At 42.1% G+C, this 20,127-nt stretch carries 11 protein-coding genes; 5 read left to right on the top strand and 6 right to left on the bottom strand.

What is annotated here, in order from left to right:
* Nucleotides 1-6: 6 nt before the first annotated feature.
* The 6 genes from ilvB to ACSZOX_RS06755 all read right to left on the bottom strand — a co-directional run bounded on the left by ilvB (nt 7) and on the right by ACSZOX_RS06755 (nt 7,577).
* Nucleotides 7-1,749: a biosynthetic-type acetolactate synthase large subunit gene (gene ilvB / locus ACSZOX_RS06780; protein ID WP_437919100.1), complete on the bottom strand. Its 1,743-nt coding sequence runs from the start codon at nt 1,747-1,749 to the stop codon at nt 7-9.
* Nucleotides 1,750-1,854: 105 nt separating this feature from the next.
* Entirely contained in the window at nt 1,855-3,555 is a 1,701-nt protein-coding gene (gene ilvD / locus ACSZOX_RS06775) for a dihydroxy-acid dehydratase (protein ID WP_437919099.1), read from the bottom strand.
* Nucleotides 3,539-4,429 (bottom strand): branched-chain amino acid transaminase, encoded by an 891-nt coding sequence (locus ACSZOX_RS06770; RefSeq protein WP_437919098.1) that lies wholly within the window; start codon nt 4,427-4,429, stop codon nt 3,539-3,541. The genes ilvD and ACSZOX_RS06770 overlap by 17 nt, the downstream gene beginning before the upstream one ends.
* A 367-nt stretch (nt 4,430-4,796) precedes the next feature.
* Nucleotides 4,797-5,045, bottom strand: coding sequence for an ATP synthase F1 subunit epsilon (gene atpC, locus ACSZOX_RS06765; RefSeq protein ID WP_437919097.1), 249 nt, complete (start codon nt 5,043-5,045; stop codon nt 4,797-4,799).
* Nucleotides 5,046-5,148: 103 nt separating this feature from the next.
* Entirely contained in the window at nt 5,149-6,651 is a 1,503-nt protein-coding gene (atpD, locus tag ACSZOX_RS06760; protein WP_437919096.1) for a F0F1 ATP synthase subunit beta, read from the bottom strand.
* Nucleotides 6,652-6,980: 329 nt separating this feature from the next.
* Nucleotides 6,981-7,577, bottom strand: coding sequence for a hypothetical protein (locus ACSZOX_RS06755; protein WP_437919095.1), 597 nt, complete (start codon nt 7,575-7,577; stop codon nt 6,981-6,983).
* 358 nt (nt 7,578-7,935) lie between these two features.
* Between ACSZOX_RS06755 and ACSZOX_RS06750 the strand changes: the two genes are divergently transcribed.
* The 5 genes from ACSZOX_RS06750 to ACSZOX_RS06730 are packed head-to-tail and all read left to right on the top strand — an operon-like array spanning nt 7,936 to nt 20,108.
* Nucleotides 7,936-10,683, top strand: coding sequence for an alpha-d-galacturonidase (locus ACSZOX_RS06750; RefSeq protein WP_437919094.1), 2,748 nt, complete (start codon nt 7,936-7,938; stop codon nt 10,681-10,683).
* Between the two features lie 39 nt (nt 10,684-10,722).
* Nucleotides 10,723-12,255, top strand: a complete 1,533-nt coding sequence (locus ACSZOX_RS06745) for an MGH1-like glycoside hydrolase domain-containing protein (protein ID WP_437919093.1) — start codon at nt 10,723-10,725, stop codon at nt 12,253-12,255.
* Complete coding sequence (locus ACSZOX_RS06740) at nt 12,252-13,823, top strand: glycoside hydrolase family 28 protein (RefSeq protein WP_437919092.1); 1,572 nt, start codon at nt 12,252-12,254, stop codon at nt 13,821-13,823. The genes ACSZOX_RS06745 and ACSZOX_RS06740 overlap by 4 nt, the downstream gene beginning before the upstream one ends.
* 4 nt (nt 13,824-13,827) lie before the next feature.
* Nucleotides 13,828-16,617 (top strand): glycosyl hydrolase family 95 catalytic domain-containing protein, encoded by a 2,790-nt coding sequence (locus tag ACSZOX_RS06735; RefSeq protein WP_437919090.1) that lies wholly within the window; start codon nt 13,828-13,830, stop codon nt 16,615-16,617.
* Nucleotides 16,617-20,108 (top strand): malectin domain-containing carbohydrate-binding protein, encoded by a 3,492-nt coding sequence (locus ACSZOX_RS06730; protein WP_437919088.1) that lies wholly within the window; start codon nt 16,617-16,619, stop codon nt 20,106-20,108. The genes ACSZOX_RS06735 and ACSZOX_RS06730 overlap by 1 nt, the downstream gene beginning before the upstream one ends.
* Nucleotides 20,109-20,127 lie beyond the last annotated feature (19 nt).

The following is a 20,127-nucleotide window of genomic DNA, read 5'->3' as shown; positions in this document are numbered from 1 at the left end:
TATAAATTACTTTAATCTTATTTCAGAGACCGATGTACCTTGTGCTACCATAGGAAATACGTTGTTTTCTTTGCCAACCATAACTTCTAATAGGTAGGCTCCATCGTGTTCTAACATGGTTTTCATTGCATCATATAGATCTTTCCGCTGGGAAATCTTATTTCCGTCAATATAGTAGCCTTTTGCCACAGCGACAAAATCAGGACTGGTAATGTTAACAAAAGAGTAGCGTTTATCGTGGAACAATTGCTGCCATTGTCTAACCATGCCTAAGAACTCATTGTTCAGAATGAGGATTTTCACTTTGGCACCAAATTGCATGATAGTTCCCAGCTCTTGAATGGTCATTTGTATTCCCCCGTCGCCAATGATCGCTACGACATCTCTGTGCGGTGCACCATACCAAGCACCTATTGCTGCAGGAAGGCCAAAGCCCATAGTTCCTAAACCTCCAGAAGTGACATTCGATTTGGAACTGTTAAATTGCGCGTAACGGCAGGCCACCATTTGGTGTTGACCGACATCCGTAACGATGATTGCGTCGCCACCGCTAAGTTCGTTTAACACACGAATAACTTCGCCCATGGTCATCACCTCAGATGTAGGATTTAACTCGTTATGGATAACCTCTTTTATTTCTTCTTTTTCGAGTTCCCGGAATTGAGCCAACCACGCGGAGTGATCATTTTGCTGTAAAAGTTCGGTGAGTAGAGGAAGAGTCTCTTTACAGTCTCCCCATACAGGAACTGTTGCCTTTACATTTTTATCGATTTCTGCAGGGTCGATATCCAGATGAATGACTTTTGCCTGTTTTGCGTATTTGTCTAAGCGTCCAGTCACACGATCGTCAAAGCGCATACCAATAGCGATTAATACATCACATTCATTGGTCATAACGTTTGGCGCATAGTTACCATGCATACCAAGCATGCCGACGTGCTGTGGGTGACTTGTCTCCAATGCACTTAAGCCCATTACTGTCGTCGCTGCAGGAAAACCTCCTTTTTCAATAAAATCTTTAAGATCTTGTTCTGCTTGACCTAAGATAACACCTTGACCAAAGATGACAAAAGGCTTTTTAGCTTGGTTGATCAATTCCGCCGCTTGTTCGATATATTCTTTACGAACGATAGGTTTTGGTCTATAACTACGAACATGATCACATTTGGTATAGCCTTCATAGGCGAACAGTTGCAACTGTGCACTCTTTGTAATATCAATCAATACAGGACCAGGTCTACCCGTCTGAGCGATGTAAAATGCCTTTGCTAATACACTAGGAATTTCTGTTGCATCCGTGATTTGATAGTTCCATTTTGTTACGGGGGTCGTTATATTGATGATATCTGTCTCTTGAAAAGCGTCAGTTCCCAATAAAGAAGCAAATACCTGACCTGTAATACAGACAATCGGGTTGCTGTCTATCATCGCATCTGCTAAACCAGTGACAAGATTTGTTGCACCTGGACCGCTGGTTGCGAAAGCGACACCTACACGTCCCGAAGTACGTGCGTAACCCTGAGCCGCGTGGATTCCTCCTTGTTCATGGCGGACCAATATATGCGTCAACTTTTCATTATAGTCATACAATGCATCGTAGATAGGCATGATTGCCCCTCCCGGATAACCAAATATGGTGTCCACTCCTTCATGGATTAGCGCTTCCAAAACAGCTTGTGAACCACTCAACTGTGTGGTTGCAATTGTTTCTGGTTGAGGCTTTGTTTCCGTTTTTTCCAGTGTACTCATTTTTTAGTATTTAGATATTAGTGTTGAGTATTTAGATATTTTGTGGGCTCTCCCTGTGACAGGTGAGCCCCTGATAATCTTATTTGTGTTTTATAACGTTTCGTTTTAAAGGTCGGTTACACAGCCTTCTGAAGCATCGGCAACCGTTTTTGCATATTTGTACAACACACCTTTTGTTACTTTGAGCGCCGGTTTAACCCAATTCGCCCTGCGGCTAGCGATGGTATCTTCGTCCACCTTTAAAATAATGGTATTGTTTACAGCGTCGATTTCGATCACATCGTTATCTTCAACAAGACCGATAAGACCACCCGCATACGCCTCAGGTGTAATGTGTCCGACGACAAAACCATGTGTTCCTCCTGAGAAACGTCCATCAGTAATTAATGCCACCGAGTTTCCAAGCCCTGCACCAATGATTAGAGATGTAGGTTTCAACATTTCTGGCATACCAGGTGCGCCAATAGGTCCAGAGTTCTTAATGACGACAACATCGCCAGGTTTAATACGGCCCGAAGACACGCCTTCAACTAGTTCATGTTCTCCATCAAATACACGGGCAGGGCCAGTGAATTTCTCGCCTTCTTTGCCTGAAATCTTCGCTACAGAACCTTTCTCTGCTAAATTTCCGTATAAGATCTGCAAGTGACCTGTTGCTTTTATCGGGTTGTCCAACCGTTGCACAATAGGCTGATTGTAGTCAATAATAGACTTCACATCTGCCAAGTTCTCTGCCATTGTTTTTCCGGTTACGGTCAAACAATCGCCATGCAATAAACCTTCATCTAACAAATATCGTAGTACAGCGGGTGTGCCTCCGTATTGTTGAAGATCTTGCATCAAGTACTTCCCAGAAGGTTTAAAATCTGCTAATACAGGCGTAACGTCCGACATGCGTTGGAAATCGTCCTGTGTAATATCTACCCCTACAGATTTACCGATAGCGATGAAGTGTAACACGGCATTGGTACTTCCTCCCAGGACGATGATTGCGCGCAATGCATTTTCAAATGCTTTACGGGTCATGATATCGGAAGGTTTAATATCTTTTTCAAGTAATATGCGTATATATTCACCTGCTTCAAGACACTCGGCTTTTTTTGCATCGGATACCGCGGGGTTGGAAGAAGAATAAGGAAGACTCATCCCTAAGGCTTCGATAGCGGAAGCCATCGTATTAGCCGTATACATCCCACCACAAGCACCTGCGCCTGGGCAAGTATGTTTGATGATGCCCTCATAGTCTTCATCGGAAAGATTTCCACAAAGACGCTGACCTAATGCCTCAAAAGCAGAAACGATATTAAGTTCTTGCCCTTTATAATGGCCCGGTGCTATTGTACCACCATATACCATGATCGATGGGCGATTCAAACGACCCATAGCCATGATTGCGCCTGGCATATTCTTATCGCAACCAGGAATAGCAATCAAACCATCATAGTACTGTCCGCCACAAATTGTTTCTATACTATCAGCGATAACATCACGGGATACCAAGGAATAACGCATACCGTCTGTTCCGTTACTCATCCCATCACTGACGCCAATGGTTCCAAAGGTTAATCCTACTAAATCATTGTTCCAAACACCTTTCTTGACCACTTGAGCAAGATCGTTCAAGTGCATATTACAGGTGTTCCCATCATAGCCCATGCTTGCAATACCAACTTGGCCTTTATGCATGTCGGCATCTGTTAGTCCAATACCATATAGCATCGCTTTGGCAGCAGGTTGTGTTTCATCTTGTGTAAAGATGCGGCTATACTTGTTTAATACATTTTGTGCGTCAGATGATGACTTCATAATTCTCTTCTTCTAAAACTAACTTTTTATATTTTCTTTGAATAGATGCTCCTATGGTATGTTCCCAGTCCTCTTTGTATTTTAAACCGTCTATCTCTTTAATGCCAATAATTTCGGCAGCGGTACCGCTAAGGAATGCGCTGTCGGCTTGTAATACCTCTTCGATCGTTAGTCTTTTTTCAATGATATCGATGTGAAGTTCCTTACATAATTCGATGACTGTTTGACGTGTAATACCTGGAAACACGTTGTCCAATGGAGGTGTATATAATTTAAAATCTTTTTCTATAAATAAATTTTCGCTTGCTGCTTGGGCAATGTACCCTTCATGATCGAACAATAAGGCCTCATCAAATCCATTCTTTATGGCATCACTCGAAGCAAGAATCGCATTGATATATTGGCCCGAAATTTTCGCTTCCGTACGGAACGATTTGGGGTTGGGGCGTTGGATGCTTGATGTACAAAGACGCAATAGGTTCTGCCCGAGATAAGGGCCCCATTCCCAGGCTGCAATCATAATATTTGCGCTTTTTGCAGAGGTAAGGTGCATATTGGAACCCGAAAAAACCAAAGGTCTTATATAAGCCGCACGGAGGTTGTTCATCTCCAAGAGCTCGTATGTACTTTCGATTAATTTGGGGCTACTCCAATCGTAAGGAAGGTCTATTGCCTGACAAGATCGCTGTAAGCGTGTGAAATGTTCTTCTGCTTTAAAGATCCGTGTTCCATGATGCGTACTATAGGCGCGTAAACCTTCAAAGGCACCATACCCATAATGGAGGGACTGACCGAAAAGATCTGCGCCGGCTTCTGTTGCCTTCACGAAATCCCCGTTCAAATAAATGTACGTATCCTGATTATAATATTGCATATAAACTGTTGATTTTGTCTGTGATGAAATGTACTTCTCCCCAAAGAAAATATACAGACTAATTTCACTTTTGTTAAGTTAGTTCTATTAAAAATTCTTTACAATAGCAAAACAAATTATTTTCATAAAGTTTTAAATTTTGAAAAATATTATTTAATGTCTTTATATTTTTAGTTTTTATTTATTTATAAAATTTAATTTTGTTGCTGATAGACTAAAATGAATTTCGGTATGTTTATTAAAAATAGACCAATACAAGAAAAGGATGGAAATTCTTCCTAAAATCTATGTTTTCTTCCCAAAAGTTTAAAAAAAAGCCCTTAAAACTGGAAGTCTTAAGGGCTTTTTTATCGGTGTATTTTCTTAGTTATTCTTCAACTATTCCTTCAGCTAATACAGTGATTTTGTTGTCCTTTGCTTCCACCACACCGCCTTTAATGACCAGGACAATTTGGCCGTTGTTAGCTTGAATAATGACTTTTCCATCCTCTAAAGTTGATACAATAGGGGCGTGGTCTTTCAAAATTTGAAAGGAACCCGCGCTACCTGGTACTGTTACTGCTGTAACATCACCTTCGTATGCTAGCTTATCTGGAGTAATGATTGTTAATTTCATCCTAATATAAGAGTATTTAGTAGTTTGTATTTAAGCCTTTTACTTCGTATTGCCAGCGTTATTCGAATGTATCTAATTAACGCTGGCAATGCAAACTACTAATTTAAACGGCTTCAGCCAATAGTTTTTTACCTTTTTCGATAGCTTCTTCGATGGATCCCACCAAGTTGAATGCTGCTTCAGGATATTCATCAACTTCACCATCTATGATCATGTTAAATCCTTTGATAGTATCCTTGATGTCTACTAAAACACCTTTTAAGCCTGTGAACTGCTCAGCAACGTGGAATGGTTGAGAAAGGAAACGTTGTACACGACGAGCGCGTTGAACGGTTAATTTATCTTCTTCAGATAATTCATCCATACCCAAGATTGCGATGATATCTTGTAGTTCCTTATAACGTTGTAAAATTTCTTTCACACGTTGTGCTGTATTATAATGTTCGTCACCTAATACGGTTGGCGATAAGATTCTGGAAGTAGAGTCTAATGGATCTACTGCTGGATAAATACCAAGCTCTGCAATCTTACGAGATAATACAGTTGTTGCATCTAAGTGAGCAAAGGTTGTTGCTGGTGCAGGGTCAGTTAAGTCATCGGCAGGAACGTATACAGCTTGTACAGAAGTGATAGAGCCATTCTTTGTCGATGTGATACGCTCTTGCATCAATCCCATTTCTGTTGCCAAAGTCGGTTGGTAACCTACTGCAGAAGGCATACGGCCAAGAAGAGCTGATACTTCAGATCCTGCTTGTGTAAAACGGAAGATGTTATCGATAAAGAAAAGTACGTCACGACCTTGTCCTTGACCATCTCCATCACGGAAATATTCCGCAATAGTAAGACCTGACAAAGCTACACGAGCACGTGCCCCAGGAGGCTCATTCATCTGTCCGAATACGAATGTACATTTTGAATCCTTAAGCAATTCGTTGTCAACTTTATCAAGAGGCCATTCACCTTTCTCCATCCCTTCCATGAAATGCTCACCATATTTGATAATTCCGGATTCCAACATCTCACGTAATAAGTCATTACCTTCACGTGTACGCTCACCTACACCCGCAAATACAGATAAACCACCGTGTCCCTTTGCAATATTGTTGATAAGTTCTTGGATCAATACGGTTTTTCCTACACCGGCACCACCGAATAAACCAATTTTACCACCTTTTGCGTAAGGCTCTAATAAATCGATTACTTTAATACCTGTGAATAATACCTCTGATTCAGTAGATAGTTCATCAAATCTCGGCGGAACATTGTGAATAGGACGTCCATTTTCTTTATCCAAGTTCTGGATACCGTCAATAGGATCACCAACCACGTTGAATACACGGCCTTTGATTTCCTCTCCAACAGGCATCTTAATCGGAGCACCTGTGTCAACTACTTTCATTCCGCGAACCAAACCTTCTGTTGCGTCCATGGCGATTGTGCGAACACGATCCTCGCCTAGGTGTTGTTGAACTTCTAACACAACACGTTGACCATTGTCTTTTTCAATATACAAGGCATCGTAGATCTTAGGAAGTTTGTCATTGTCGGCGAAGTTGACATCAACTACGGGGCCGATAATCTGCGCTATTTTACCAATATTGGGCATATTATAGGGACTAAATAATTATTAATCAATTTAAAACAGATGGATTTAACATCTAGATTTTGGAATGCAAAAATAAGTGATATCAAATTAAAAGCAAAACGCTTATTGATAATAATTTATTTTTTTATAACTCTTTGTTTAAATAATGGAAAATTTCTCCTCTTGAAATATCATTTTCAGCAAGGTGGGCTTGTTCTACGAGAGAATAGGTAGGTGCATGAATTTTGGGGGATGTATCGCCGTTGTTTGTGCCGTTGTAACAAGTTCTTGCATAAATTAAACGAAGAAGGCCTGCATATGCAGGCCTTCTTCGTCGTAAAAATACGTTGTTAAGAATTTCGTTTCATTTGCTCATCTAAAAGTTGCCTTTTTAGAATTTGCTCTTTCTCCATGGATTTTTTGCGGAGCGTCTGTAATTCATCTTGCAGTTCTTCCGTTGTTTTCTTATGTTCATTGGTGTCGACTTTTGCTTTTCTAAAGGAAGCGAGTGTCGCCAAAAATGCTATGGCTAACACGACAATAACCGACCATACAACAGCATGGTATGTGCCTTTTGCAAAGTCTATTCCTAAGAATGCTATGCTGTCTGTTTTCTGCTTCTCCGCCTGTAGTTGGCTGTCCAACGTTGTGACCGAATCTTTCAGGTTTTTAACCGTTGTGACCGAAGAGGAGGAACTATTCTTCAATTCTGCGATTTCCTTTTGATAGCGCGAAATAGAATCCAATACATTCGTTCTTACGATATCTAGATTCGTTTTTCGGATAATCTTAAAGTCGGCATTTTGCGATTTGGATAGATTACTCAGATTGATAAATTGTTCGTTCAACGTGCCTTTTTGGATTGCATAAGGAAGCATAGGTTTCGTTTGTCCAAATGCCGTGAATGAAAAAAGAATAATCGTGAATTGCAGAATTTGTTTTAACATAAATTTGACTGAATTAATATGGTCCATTATTTATAATAACACCATAATGATAAAATTATTGTTTGACCAATGATGGTTAAAGTTGGAAAATAAATAAGGGAAATGCAAGAAAAAGTAAAGTTATTACTTGAAACCTTGTGTTTATAACAACCTTTTGGTCTTCTGATAAACCTTCCCATGCTAATATTTTGTAGTAATTAGATAATTATACAGAGGAAAGCCAGCGTTTAAAGTTGTTTTTTTGAGAAACCGTTGATTTACGTGCGGGTATAAGGGTTGGTCTCACCATTCGTGGGCGCTTATTGTGAAGGATCTTATCAAAATTGATCCCTTATACAGGTACTGATAGCTGTAAAATATGAAGCTTTTTTTGAAACAATCTATAGTATTTCTTTTTATTATCGTGGGCTCCACGTGTTCATTTGCAGCATCTATTCGTTTAATCCAGTTTTCTGCTGGGGTGACAAATGCAGAACGATTTCAATATGCACTGGGGCATTTGGATGTATTGTCCGATGGCTCTTTCGTGAAAGAAGAAGGAAAAGAAACAATAAATAAATTTTCAGATCATGATATTATCGTCGGTCTGCATAGTGGCAATAATTGGGAAAAATGGATTCCCCAGGAACTGATTCGTAAGCTGAATAAGTCGGAATCTTTTCTTGTGTATAGGAAAGGGCCGCGCTCCCCCTTATTTGTGATTGGAAAGGACGAAACAGGTCTTCTATATGCCTGTAAGGAAGTAGTGACACATAATTTGCAGAAAAGCAAAACCATAGCGCTTTTTGATGCACCGGAAATGGTGCTTCGTGGGACATGTATCGGTATGCAGAAAACAGCGTATTTGCCCGGTCGTGATGTGTATGAATACCCCTATACCACGGATCTTTTTCCTTGGTTTTACGATAAGAAACTTTGGACGCGTTACCTCGATATGCTTGTCGAGAATCGTTATAATACGCTTTATCTCTGGAATGGACATCCCTTCTCTTCGCTTGTTAAATTAAAAGATTATCCCTATGCGTTGGAAGTGGATGAGGAGACTTTTGTAAAGAATGAGGAGATCTACCGATTCTTGACTGAAGAGGCGAATAAGAGGGGGATCTGGGTAATTCAGATGTTTTATAATATCATCTTGCCGAAGCCTTTTGCCGATAAGCACGGCTTAAAGACACAGGAACGAAACCGCGTGATTACGCCGTTAATTTCGGATTATACACGTCAGTCTATCGCTGCCTTTGTTGAGAAATACCCCAATGTAGGCTTGTTGATTACGCTGGGTGAGGCGATGGAAGGTGTTGGTCAGGATGATATCAATTGGTTTACGCAGACGATTTTACCAGGGGTAAAGGATGGATTAGCGCGTATTCATAGCGACGTTGAACCTCCTGTCATCCTGCGCGCACATGATACCGATGCACCTGCCGTGATGAAAGCAGCTTTGCCACATTATAAAAACCTTTATACTATGGCCAAGTATAATGGAGAGGCTTTGACTACTTATACGCCACGTGGAAAGTGGGCTGAACTTCATCAGAACTTGGGAAAGATAGGTACTGTGCATATACAGAATGTGCATATATTAGCCAATTTAGAGCCTTTTCGTTATGCCTCTCCTGATTTTATCCAAAAATCGGTGAAAGCCATGCACGATGTTCATTTATCGAATGGGTTGCATATCTATCCACAGGCATCCTATTGGGATTGGCCCTATGCTGCAGATAAAGTGGACGGTGGTCTTTTACAATTGGATCGCGATTGGATGTGGTATAAAGCATGGGCACGCTACGCCTGGAAGGTCGCATATACAAAATCGGAAGAGGAAGTGTATTGGTCGAATAGCCTTGCAGCGTACTATGGCCTAGAGAAGAAGGAAAGTATAGCGTTGCTTCGCGCTTTAGAAGAAGTGGGCGAAATATCTCCCAAGATATTGCGTCGTTTCGGAATAACGGATGGAAATCGACAGACTTCCTCCTTGGGGATGTTGATGACGCAGTTGATCAATCCCTACCGGTATGGACTTTTTACCTTGTTATATGAATCAGAAGCGCCAGAAGGTGAGATGATTGTGGATTATGCGGAAAAAGAGGCAAAAGGCGAAAACCACGTTGGCGAAACACCATTACAAGTGGCCAATGAAATCGTGGCTCATGGAGACCGTGCCGTAGAGCTTATTGCTTCTATAGGACAAGGAACCAAGAACAAAGCAGAATTAAAGCGTGTTTTGCAAGATATTTACATGCATCAAGCATTGGCGGAGCATTACAGTACGAAAGTGAAAGCAGCTTTGCAGGTACTGACTTATAAGTATACCCGGGATATCGCGGATTTACGGGCAGCTATTCCAAATCTCGAAGCGAGTGTGAAAGCGTATCAGGTGCTAGCGGACCTAACCAAGGATACCTATCGTTATGCTAATAGTATGCAAACAAAACAGCGGAAAATTCCAATGCGTGGCGTCGACGCAACATTTAAACATTGGACAGAATTGTTACCTGTTTATGAAGCGGAACTTACTAACTTTAAGAAGGCGATAGACTCTTTATCCATGCTGTCGAAACCTGTGGAAAAAGAGAATAAAAAAATGCAATCTGCAGCAGTACGTCTTTCAGCAGATGCCACGTTTGTTGTATTAAAAAAAGGAGCAAAGCTGTATAAGGATCAGGAATTGGTGGTTACCCATCTACCGGAAACTTTGGAAGGTTTGCAGGCTGTTCAAGTCAATTCCGAAAGACAGAAGATCGAAGGTACGTCACTACAGTTTAACAGTAACCAACCTGTTAAGGTGCTTGTGGGTTATTTTAACAGTGAAGATAAAGTGTTTGCGCCTAAACCAGTGTTGGAGATTGATGCCTCGGCCAATGATTATGGACAGGCTGATGCGAAGGTTAGGAATGCTCTGCGAATACAGTATATGCCGATGCTAGATATTCATACCTATTCGTTTGCTGCTGGCGACCAAACGTTGAAGCTCCCGAAAGGAGAGGCAGTGATTCTGGGCTTTGTCAGTGATCAGGAATTGTCAAATCCTTATAATGCAGATGTGGATAATCAAGGCGACGATCTGGACGATTTGTTTGGGTATTATGGAGAGACAAAGCTCTAAAAGGCGTACTATTTTGATGATAAGATAACGATGATACGGATGAAAAAATTAGTAGTAGGAATCCTGTTCTTATTGCCCTGTTTCACTTGGGCGCAGGTAGATCTGAAGGCGAAGCTTCAGACTTATGTGGAGCAGTTTAATGCAGATGATGACGAAGCTGTTGTCAACCTGATTCCGAATAAGGAATCGGCAATATGGCTGAAAGATAATATTCCCTTGTTGGACTGCCCGGATTCTGCAATTGAAGAAATCTATTATTTTCGCTGGTGGTCATTTAGGAAGCATATCAAAAAAACCGAAGAGGGAACGATTGTTACAGAGTTTATTACAGCTGTAAAACACGCCGGAAAATACAACTCCATTAGCTGTGCTTTGGGGCATCACCTTTATGAAGGCCGCTGGCTCAGAAATAATGAATTTTTGAAGGAATATGTGGATTTTTGGCTTTACCATGCCGATAAAGGACAAACAAAACCACGGTTTCATCAATTTAGCTCTTGGCTTCCAGACGCACTTTTAGCCTATTATATGGTTACAGGTGATAAACCATATTTGCTCAGTCGCGTAGACGATCTTGATAAAGATTATAAGGTGTGGGAAAAGGAAAGGCAGCTGAAAAATGGTCTTTTTTGGCAACATGATGTCAAAGATGGTATGGAAGAGTCTGTTTCAGGAGGACGACGAGAAGAAAATATGCGTCCGACGATTAACAGCTATATGTATGGCAATGCAAAAGCACTGGCCACGATGGCACAGTTAGCCAATCGACCAGAGATGAAACGTACCTATGATCTTAAAGCGGAGCATTTGCAAGCGTTACTGCTCGATTCCCTCTGGGATACGGATGCCCAATTCTTCAAGACACGTCTACACAAAGGTGGGCTTCACCCTGCCCGGGAGGCTATCGGCTTTATTCCTTGGTATTTTCATGCAGTACCTGACCATGCGAACTATGCTAAAGCCTGGTCGCAGGTAACGGACAGCGCAGGATTTAAAGCACCTTGGGGTTTGACGACTGCTGAGCGTCGGGAGCCGAGCTTCCGTACACGGGGCACGGGACATAGTTGTGAGTGGGATGGTGCAATTTGGCCTTTCGCTAGTTCGCAAACTTTGCGTGGGATGGCGAATCTGCTTGTGGATTACAAGAAAAAAGGCGGCCTTGTTCCTGCAGACTTCTATGAGGAGGTTGCACAGTATGCAAAATCTCATGTGATGTATGGAAAACCCTATATCGGCGAGTATCAGGATGAACGTACAGGCGATTGGTTGAAGGGCGACGATCCGCGCAGTAAGTTCTACAATCATTCTACGTTTGCGGATGTAATTATTCAAGATCTTATCGGATTTAAACCAATGCTTGGTAACCAATTTTCGATAAAGCCATTGGTTCCGACAGGTAAATGGTCTTATTTTGCATTACAACAGCTCTCTTACAAAGGAAAACAGATCGACATCTTTTGGGATGAAACAGGCGATCGTTATCAGCAAGGAAAAGGACTGCGAGTATATGTAGATGGCAAATGTGTGGCACAGTCAAAAAAAATGAAATCTTTAACAGTTAACTTAAAATGATAGGAAAGAAATTAGTCGCCTTAATTGCATTTATAGGCGTAGTTACGCTCTCGCAGGCACAGCCATTTTATAACGTGTTGAGCTATGGTGGAAAAAACGATAGTACAGGGACGAATACGAAGGCTATTGCACGGGCTATAGAGGCTGCTGCTAAAAAAGGAGGCGGTACAGTATATTTCCCTGCCGGAAAATACATAACAGGGCCCATACATTTTAAAAGCAATATCACCTTATTTATAGATGCTGGTGCGGAATTGCATTTTAGCGATAATTTTGACGACTATCTCCCTATGGTAGAGTCGCGTTGGGAGGGTACTGCAGTAACGAACTTTTCCCCCTTATTTTATGGCGCCGACTTGGAGAACATCGCTATTGTTGGTCGTGGAATAATTGACGGACACGGAAAAAAATGGTGGGGCTACTCGGAGGTAGAGGTTAAAAAGCAAAAAGAAGATAGTAAATGGCAAAAAGAATTTAAACGGTTAAATGCCAATGTACTTGCGCCAGATTTACCCGGTTGGATCGAACGCGGTTTCCTTCGCCCACCCTTTATACAGTTCCTCCGTTGTAAAAATATACAAATTAAGGATGTCAAAATTCAAAATTCACCATTTTGGACCATCAATCCTCAATACTGCGATAATGTGACTGTAGATGGTATAACGATTGATAACCCACCGTCGCCAAATACGGACGGCATAAACCCCGAGTCGTGCAGTAATGTCCGTATTGCAAATTGCCACATCAGCGTGGGGGATGACTGTATCACGATTAAATCCGGTAAGGATCGTTCTGGACGCCAGGTAAATATCCCTGCGGAGAATTATACTATTACGAACTGCACGATGCTACGTGGACATGGAGGAGTTGTCATCGGTAGTGAAATGTCAGGAGGGGTGAAAAATATTGTCATCTCCAACTGCATATTTGACGGTACAGACCGCGGCATCCGATTGAAGACCGCACGAGGCCGTGGAGGAATTGTTGAAAATATCCGCGTAAGCAATATTGTGATGCGTGATATTCGTGACCAAGCTATTGTTATGGATATGCAATATGCTAAAACGGATGTGGAAGCTGTGAGTGAGCGGACTCCCCTTTTTAGAAATATCTTCATCAGTGATATGACAGGTACAGCCAATCGCGTAGGTCTTTTACGAGGTCTGGATGAAATGCCAATTGAGAATGTGAGTTTCAATAATATTAATATGCAAGCCAAAGCTGGGTTTTCATTGGAAAATGCAAATAAAGTGCTGTTTAGTAATGTACAGGTGGATGTTGCAAACGAACCTTTTATTAAAGCCAAGCGTGTGGAACAATTGGAAATTCAAGGTATTCAAAATTACACACCTGTTGTAAATCGGCCCTTGTTGGTGTTTGAAGACGTAAAGAAAGTAAACATTCAAAATAATTCGCCAAGTGCAGGAACCGGTACTTTTTTAGCTCTTGAAGGAAGTGAGAATTTAGATGTGGTTATCCATGGGAATAATTTTAGTGAAGTGGCTAAAATTGTAGAAGGAGATGATAAGGCCGTCATCTTACGCTATAATATAGAACCAAAAAAATAAGACTATGCCGTTGAGACTCTTTCTTTTTTCGGTAGGCCTATTGTGCGTTGTGGTAACACACGCACAATCGCGTTTATGGTATAAGCAACCCGCTTTGTCCTGGGAGGAAGCACTTCCTATCGGAAATGGGAAATTAGGAGCTATGATTTTTGGTGGTGATCAGGAGGAAGAGGTGCAGTTCAACGAAGAAACATTATGGACGGGAGAACCTCGAGCATATAGCCGCGCCGGGGCACACCAGTATTTAGCGCCTATTCGAAGCTTGTTGGACGAGGGGAAGCAAGCGGAAGCCGAAGCTTTAGCTATGGAGCAGTTCATGGGACTTAAAAGTCTCTCTGAAGATAATAAAGCTTGGTTGCACCAAATCGAAAAAGAACGCGTCAATCCTAAGGGGCCCATTTCATATGATTTTGACGACGGAGGATGGAAATCTATTCCTGTTCCTTCATATGAGGGCTGGGAGGAAGTTGGGTTGGAAGGTGTTGATGGAGCGGTTTGGTTCAGAAACTCTTTTGAACTTACTGCTCAAGATATTCAAGAAGACTGGATACTGGATCTCAACAAAATACGGGAACAGGATTTTACCTATATCAATGGGAAATGGGTCGGTCATACAGAAGGAGATCAAGCCAAGCGTCTGTATAAAGTTCCAAAGGAAATATTGCAGGTTGGTCGAAATGTCATCGCTATACAGGTTATTAATCTCACAGGAAAAGGAGGTATTGCGGGATACAAAGACCCAAAGGAGACCATAGCATTGCGCAATGTGAAGCGTGGTTTTATTAGCCTGGCGGGTTTGTGGAAATATTGGATACAAGACGCCGATGTCCCCAAAGTAGGGACTTATCAGGCTTCTTACCAACCATTTGGCTCCTTGCGTTTTTCGTTTCCTGATGGGAAGACCGAAGATTATCAACGTAGTCTCGATTTAGATCGTGGTTTAGTTGAAGTGCATTATAAACAAGGAGATGTTTCGTTTTCAAGATCCTATTTTGCTAGCTATCCCGATAACCTTATTGGGATTCGATTGACAGCGGATAAACCCAAGCAAGTTTATTTCTCCGTTACGCTAGCTAGTAAACATGCGAACAAACGCTTGTGGCAGATTGATAAGCACAGCTTAGCACTGCAGGTGAAGGTCAAGGGAGGAGTGTTAGAGGCGACATCTTTTGTAACCTTGAAATTGAAAGGTGGAAAGCTCTACGAGCAAGACGGGATTCTGCATGTAGAAGCTGCTGATTGCGTCGACGTATTATTGACGGGAGCAACAAACTATAGTGACTACCTACATGTTCAGCCCGCTTATTTTGATAGCGCAGAAAAGCATCACCAAGAGGTTTGCCGCCAGTCTTTTGATCGTCTGTTTACCAGGCATCAAAAAGATTATCAACGTTTGTATAGTCAATTTGCTATTCAGATGGGGGATCAAGAGAACGATGTTCTACCGACTGACGAGCGCCTACAGCGTTTTACATCTCTAGCTGATCCAGGGCTGATTGCATTGTATGTTCAGTATGGACGTTATCTACAGATCGCGAGTTCTCGAAAGGGAACACAGCCCTCCAATCTGCAGGGGATTTGGAATCATTTGTTGGAACCCTCTTGGGGCAGTAAGTACACTACGAATATCAATCTGGAAATGAATTACTGGCCAACGGAAATGTTCAATCTGAGTGAGTTACATACTCCCCTTTTTCAAATGATACGTGAATTGAGTAAAGCGGGCGAAGAGACGGCAAAAGCATACTATAATGCAAGAGGATGGGTTTTACACCATAATACAGATATATGGCGAGGTACATCACCTATTAATAACTCCAATCACGGTATATGGCCAACGGGAGGAGCTTGGTTGGTGACCCACCTTTGGGAACATTATCGCTATAATCAAGATCCACAATTTATAAAGGAATATTATGATGTGATTAAGGGAGCAACATTGTTCTTCAAGGATGTGTTGGTGAAAGATACGCAGACAGGCTGGTATGTAAGTACACCTTCAAACTCTCCCGAACATGGTGGTTTGGTGAAAGGGCCAACCATGGATCATCAGATTATACGTGCACTGTTTTCCGTGTTTGTAGCATCCTCCCAATTAGTGGGAAGCGACAAGGAACTTCAAGATTCTATTGCAGCGATGATTCCACAGATTGCGCCGAATCAAATTGGTAAGTATGGTCAACTCCAAGAATGGTTGGAAGATAAGGACGATCCAGATAATAAACATCGGCATGTTTCCCATCTTTGGGGGCTGCATCCTGGGAATGAAATCAACCTAGATAAAACGCCCGGTTTGCTACAGGCCGCCAAGCAGTCGCTTCTGATGCGCGGTGACGATGGTACCGGTTGGAGTTTAGCCTGGAAGATCAATTTTTGGGCGCGGCTACAGGATGCGGAACATACTTATGCCATGATCAAGATGTTGCTCAGGCCTGCAGGCAAGTCTGGAGGTTCTTATCCAAATCTTTTTGACGCACATCCTCCTTTTCAAATTGACGGAAATTTTGGCGGAGCTGCTGGAATAGGTGAGCTGCTTCTCCAAAGTCAAGGAGATTACATCGATCTTCTGCCTGCTTTGCCTCGCGAGTTGCCTGACGGTAATGTGAAGGGCTTTAGAGCGCGGGGAGGATTTACCGTAGATTTCCAGTGGAAAGACCATGAGTTGACATCCGTATGTGTTCATTCCCTTGTCGGAAATCATTTGGCATTGCGCTACAAAGGAAAGACGGTCCAAATTCCAACAAAGAAAAATAAACTATACCGCTTCGATCCGGAGCTCAATTTACACAACTAATGCAAAAGCTCATTTTTCTCTTCATATTCTTTTTTTACGGGATATTATTTGCTCAATCGCAAGAACCTCGGCAAATGGTGAAGCTTGATGAAGGTTGGCGTACCACAATGAATGGTATAGACTCACTACACTATGCGGGATTTGAAAAACAAGATTTTCAGGAAGATGGGACATGGAAATCAGTAAACGTACCTCACAATTGGGATAGTTATGATGGATATCGCCGGTTGATCCATGGAAATTTACATGGTTATGCATGGTATAGAAAAACATTTACGATCATTAAAAAAAATAAACAGCAGCAATTTTATTTGTTCTTTGAAGGTGTAAGTTCCTATGCAACAGTGTGGCTCAACGGGAAACAAGTCGGGTATCATGCCGGAGGACGTACCACTTTTACCATCGACGTCACGAACTTTATTTACACAGATGGACGGTTGAACCTGTTGGCTGTCCGGGCGGATCATCCCGCGGAAATACGTGATTTGCCTTGGGTCGATGGTGGCTGTTCAACCGAGCGTGGCTTTTCGGAAGGATCTCAGCCTATGGGAATTTTTCGTCCGGTTAGCTTGCTCGTGAAGAATGAAGTAAACATAGCTCCTTTTGGTGTACATTATTGGAATGATGAAACAGCAACCGAAAAATCCGCTACCATACATCAGACCGTAGAGTTGCGTAATTCTTCGGGTAAAATGCGCAAATTGACGGTGGAAACGCATGTTTTAGAAGCCTCTGGAAAAAGAATAGGAAGCAGTTTCGACAAATTGGAGATCAGTGCGCTATCCACAAAGGTATTTGCATTATCGGCATTATACTTAAAAAATCTACACCTATGGCAGCCGAAGGAGGGATATCTTTATACATTAGAAACGGTTATCCGCGACGGAAGTCGTATACTGGATGTGGAACGTACCCCTTATGGGGTGAGGAGTATTCGTTGGCCTAAGGGATTAAAGCCTATGGGAACGAATCAACTGCTGGTTAATGGAAAACCAGTATTCATTCATGGTATCGCTGAGTATGAGCATAAGCTTGGAAATTCACATGCTTTTGCTGAAGAGGAAATAAGTGCGCGCGTGCGCGAAATGAAAGCCATGGGATTTAATTCTTTCCGGGATGCGCATCAACCTCATAATCTTCGTTATCAGCAATTTTGGGATGCAAACGGTATTTTGCTATGGACGCAAATGGCTGCCCATATCTGGTTTGATAGGGAAGATTTTCGAAATAATTTTAAACAACTATTGCGTGAATGGGTAAAAGAGCGACGAAATAGCCCTTCTGTTTTTCTATGGGGATTGGAGAATGAGAGCACTTTGCCGGCTGATTTTGCACAGGAATGTACCGATATTATTCGTTCGATGGACCCTACGGCATCGGTACAACGGTTGGTTACGACCTGCAATGGCGGGAGTGGAACAGACTGGGATGTGCCACAGAATTGGACGGGCACCTACGGAGGGGATCATCATACCTATGGAGAAGATTTAAAAAAACAATTACTGGTTGGAGAATACGGTGCTTGGCGAACACTCGAACTGCATAGTGAGGCCCCTTATTTACCTAATCATGTTGTGTATAGTGAAGATCGTTTTACATCGATATTAGAAACCAAGCTTCGTTTGGCTGATTCGGTGAAAAATGAAGCTATAGGTCATTATCTCTGGTTGTGGAATTCGCACGATAATCCGGGAAGGGTGCAGGGGGGGGAGGCACTCCGTGATCTGGATAAGGTTGGGCCAGTGAATTACAAGGGTTTGTTAACCCCTTGGGGAGAACCTACCGATGCTTATTTTATGTATCGGGCACATTATGGAGAAAGCGATCCGATGTTGTATATCGCTTCACACACTTGGCCAAACCGTTGGGAGGGGCCGGGAATAAAGAATGACATCCGTATTTATTCCAATTGTGAAGAGGTGGAACTATTTAATGATGTGCAACAGCATTCGTTGGGCATTCAGAAGAGTCCAGGTTTCGGTAGGCCTTTTGTTTTTGATGGTGCAGATGTGCGTTATAATGTGTTGTATGCTGAGGGACGAATTAATGGAAAAACGGTGGTTCGGGATACGATTGTGTTATTCAACTTGCCACCAAGTCCGAATTTTGATCGCATGGTAGATCACTCTTCTACGTTGTTGAAGGGAGATCAACACCTGACATATCTTTTTCGTGTGAATTGTGGTGGGGAGCGATATGTCGATCATTTTGGTCAGGAATGGGCAAGTGATCAACCTTATCAGGAGACCTCGGACTGGGGAAGTGCATCTTGGACAGATGCTTATGAAGGAGGGATTCAACCTTTCTTTGCTAGCCAAAGACGTGTATTTGATCCCATCAAGGGAGTTGCAGATTGGCCTTTATTGCAATCGTTCCGTTATGGACAAAATCAATTAAGCTACAGGTTTGATGTGCCAGATGGAAACTACCGGGTAGAGCTTTATTTCGCGGAGCCATGGATAGGAACCGGGGGAGGTGAAAATGCAGCAGGTAGACGACTTTTTGATATTGCAATTAATGAGGATATCGTCGAACGAAAGTTGGATATATGGAAGGAAGTTGGACATGATACGGCACTAAAACGTGTATATAATGTGCAGGTGAAAGGGGGCAAGTTATTGATTCATTTTCCTAACGTTGCTGCGGGACAGGCATTGATTCAGGCCATTGCGGTGGCTTCTACATCGGCTAATGGTCAAATTAAGGTTGTTGATAGACATTATAACTTACGCTTGTTAAAAGACAGTATTCCCGCTATTCGATCCTGGATGGACATCGGGCAACAGTATGATGCCGAAAATAAATATACGTTTCAGCATCTGCCTGGTATGCTTTATGGAGCCGATTTCTTTCCGGGTATGGTACGTGACGCCGTAGTTTCTTTCCGTTATCCTACCAATTTATATATTTTGGGGACGGCAAAGTCCGACTTTGCGGGATTTGAAACAACTGGCGATTCTGTTCGGAATAATGAGGGAAAGGTGTATCAGGTGTATCGTAAAGTGATGGCTAAAGAGGAAGAATTTGTTCTTCCTAAACTGCCTAAGGATGATTTTTTTGCTTTTCAGATTCAAAGTGGACTACAGCCTGCTTATGATTTAAAGAAGACAGATACGTATAAAGCGAATATGGTGACAACGTATACAGGCATGCATAAAGTCGATTTTCTGAAACAAGAACGGTTACAATTTCAGGAAAAAGATGGCCGCTTGGTCTTTGAAGTCAAAGTAGGTGTCGCAGATGTGTATTCGTTAACCTTAAAATACCATAACCCGTTTTCTGAAAGCAGGTCGCTACGCGTTGAGGTGCAGATGCCAGATGGAAAAGTCCTAAAGCCGGCCGAAGAATTGCAGTTGGATCCTACACGTGAGGGGAAATGGAATTATGTTAACACCAACACAGGGACGATGATTAATGCCGGAACATACTATGTGATTTTGCATGCTGTAGATGCAGAGGGGGTATATATTGATGGATTGGACGTTCAATAGATAAGCTTGTTAAGAAACT

Origin of the sequence: Sphingobacterium sp. LRF_L2 (assembly GCF_965644235.1) — a bacterium.
GTDB lineage: Bacteria > Bacteroidota > Bacteroidia > Sphingobacteriales > Sphingobacteriaceae > Sphingobacterium.
The sequence above is the reverse complement of the archived record's forward strand: the minus strand, read 5'-3'. Positions and strand labels throughout refer to the sequence as shown.

What these genes read in the sequence shown, in the direction of transcription:
- ACSZOX_RS06750 (WP_437919094.1), top strand. Translation starts at nt 7,936, where the DNA reads ATGAAGCTTTTTTTGAAACAATCTATAGTATTTCTTTTTATTATCGTG.
- ilvB (WP_437919100.1), bottom strand. Translation starts at nt 1,749, where the DNA reads ATGAGTACACTGGAAAAAACGGAAACAAAGCCTCAACCAGAAACAATT.
- ACSZOX_RS06735 (WP_437919090.1), top strand. Translation starts at nt 13,828, where the DNA reads ATGCCGTTGAGACTCTTTCTTTTTTCGGTAGGCCTATTGTGCGTTGTG.
- ACSZOX_RS06770 (WP_437919098.1), bottom strand. Translation starts at nt 4,429, where the DNA reads ATGCAATATTATAATCAGGATACGTACATTTATTTGAACGGGGATTTC.
- ACSZOX_RS06755 (WP_437919095.1), bottom strand. Translation starts at nt 7,577, where the DNA reads ATGTTAAAACAAATTCTGCAATTCACGATTATTCTTTTTTCATTCACG.
- ACSZOX_RS06740 (WP_437919092.1), top strand. Translation starts at nt 12,252, where the DNA reads ATGATAGGAAAGAAATTAGTCGCCTTAATTGCATTTATAGGCGTAGTT.
- ilvD (WP_437919099.1), bottom strand. Translation starts at nt 3,555, where the DNA reads ATGAAGTCATCATCTGACGCACAAAATGTATTAAACAAGTATAGCCGC.
- atpC (WP_437919097.1), bottom strand. Translation starts at nt 5,045, where the DNA reads ATGAAATTAACAATCATTACTCCAGATAAGCTAGCATACGAAGGTGAT.
- ACSZOX_RS06730 (WP_437919088.1), top strand. Translation starts at nt 16,617, where the DNA reads ATGCAAAAGCTCATTTTTCTCTTCATATTCTTTTTTTACGGGATATTA.
- ACSZOX_RS06745 (WP_437919093.1), top strand. Translation starts at nt 10,723, where the DNA reads ATGAAAAAATTAGTAGTAGGAATCCTGTTCTTATTGCCCTGTTTCACT.
- atpD (WP_437919096.1), bottom strand. Translation starts at nt 6,651, where the DNA reads ATGCCCAATATTGGTAAAATAGCGCAGATTATCGGCCCCGTAGTTGAT.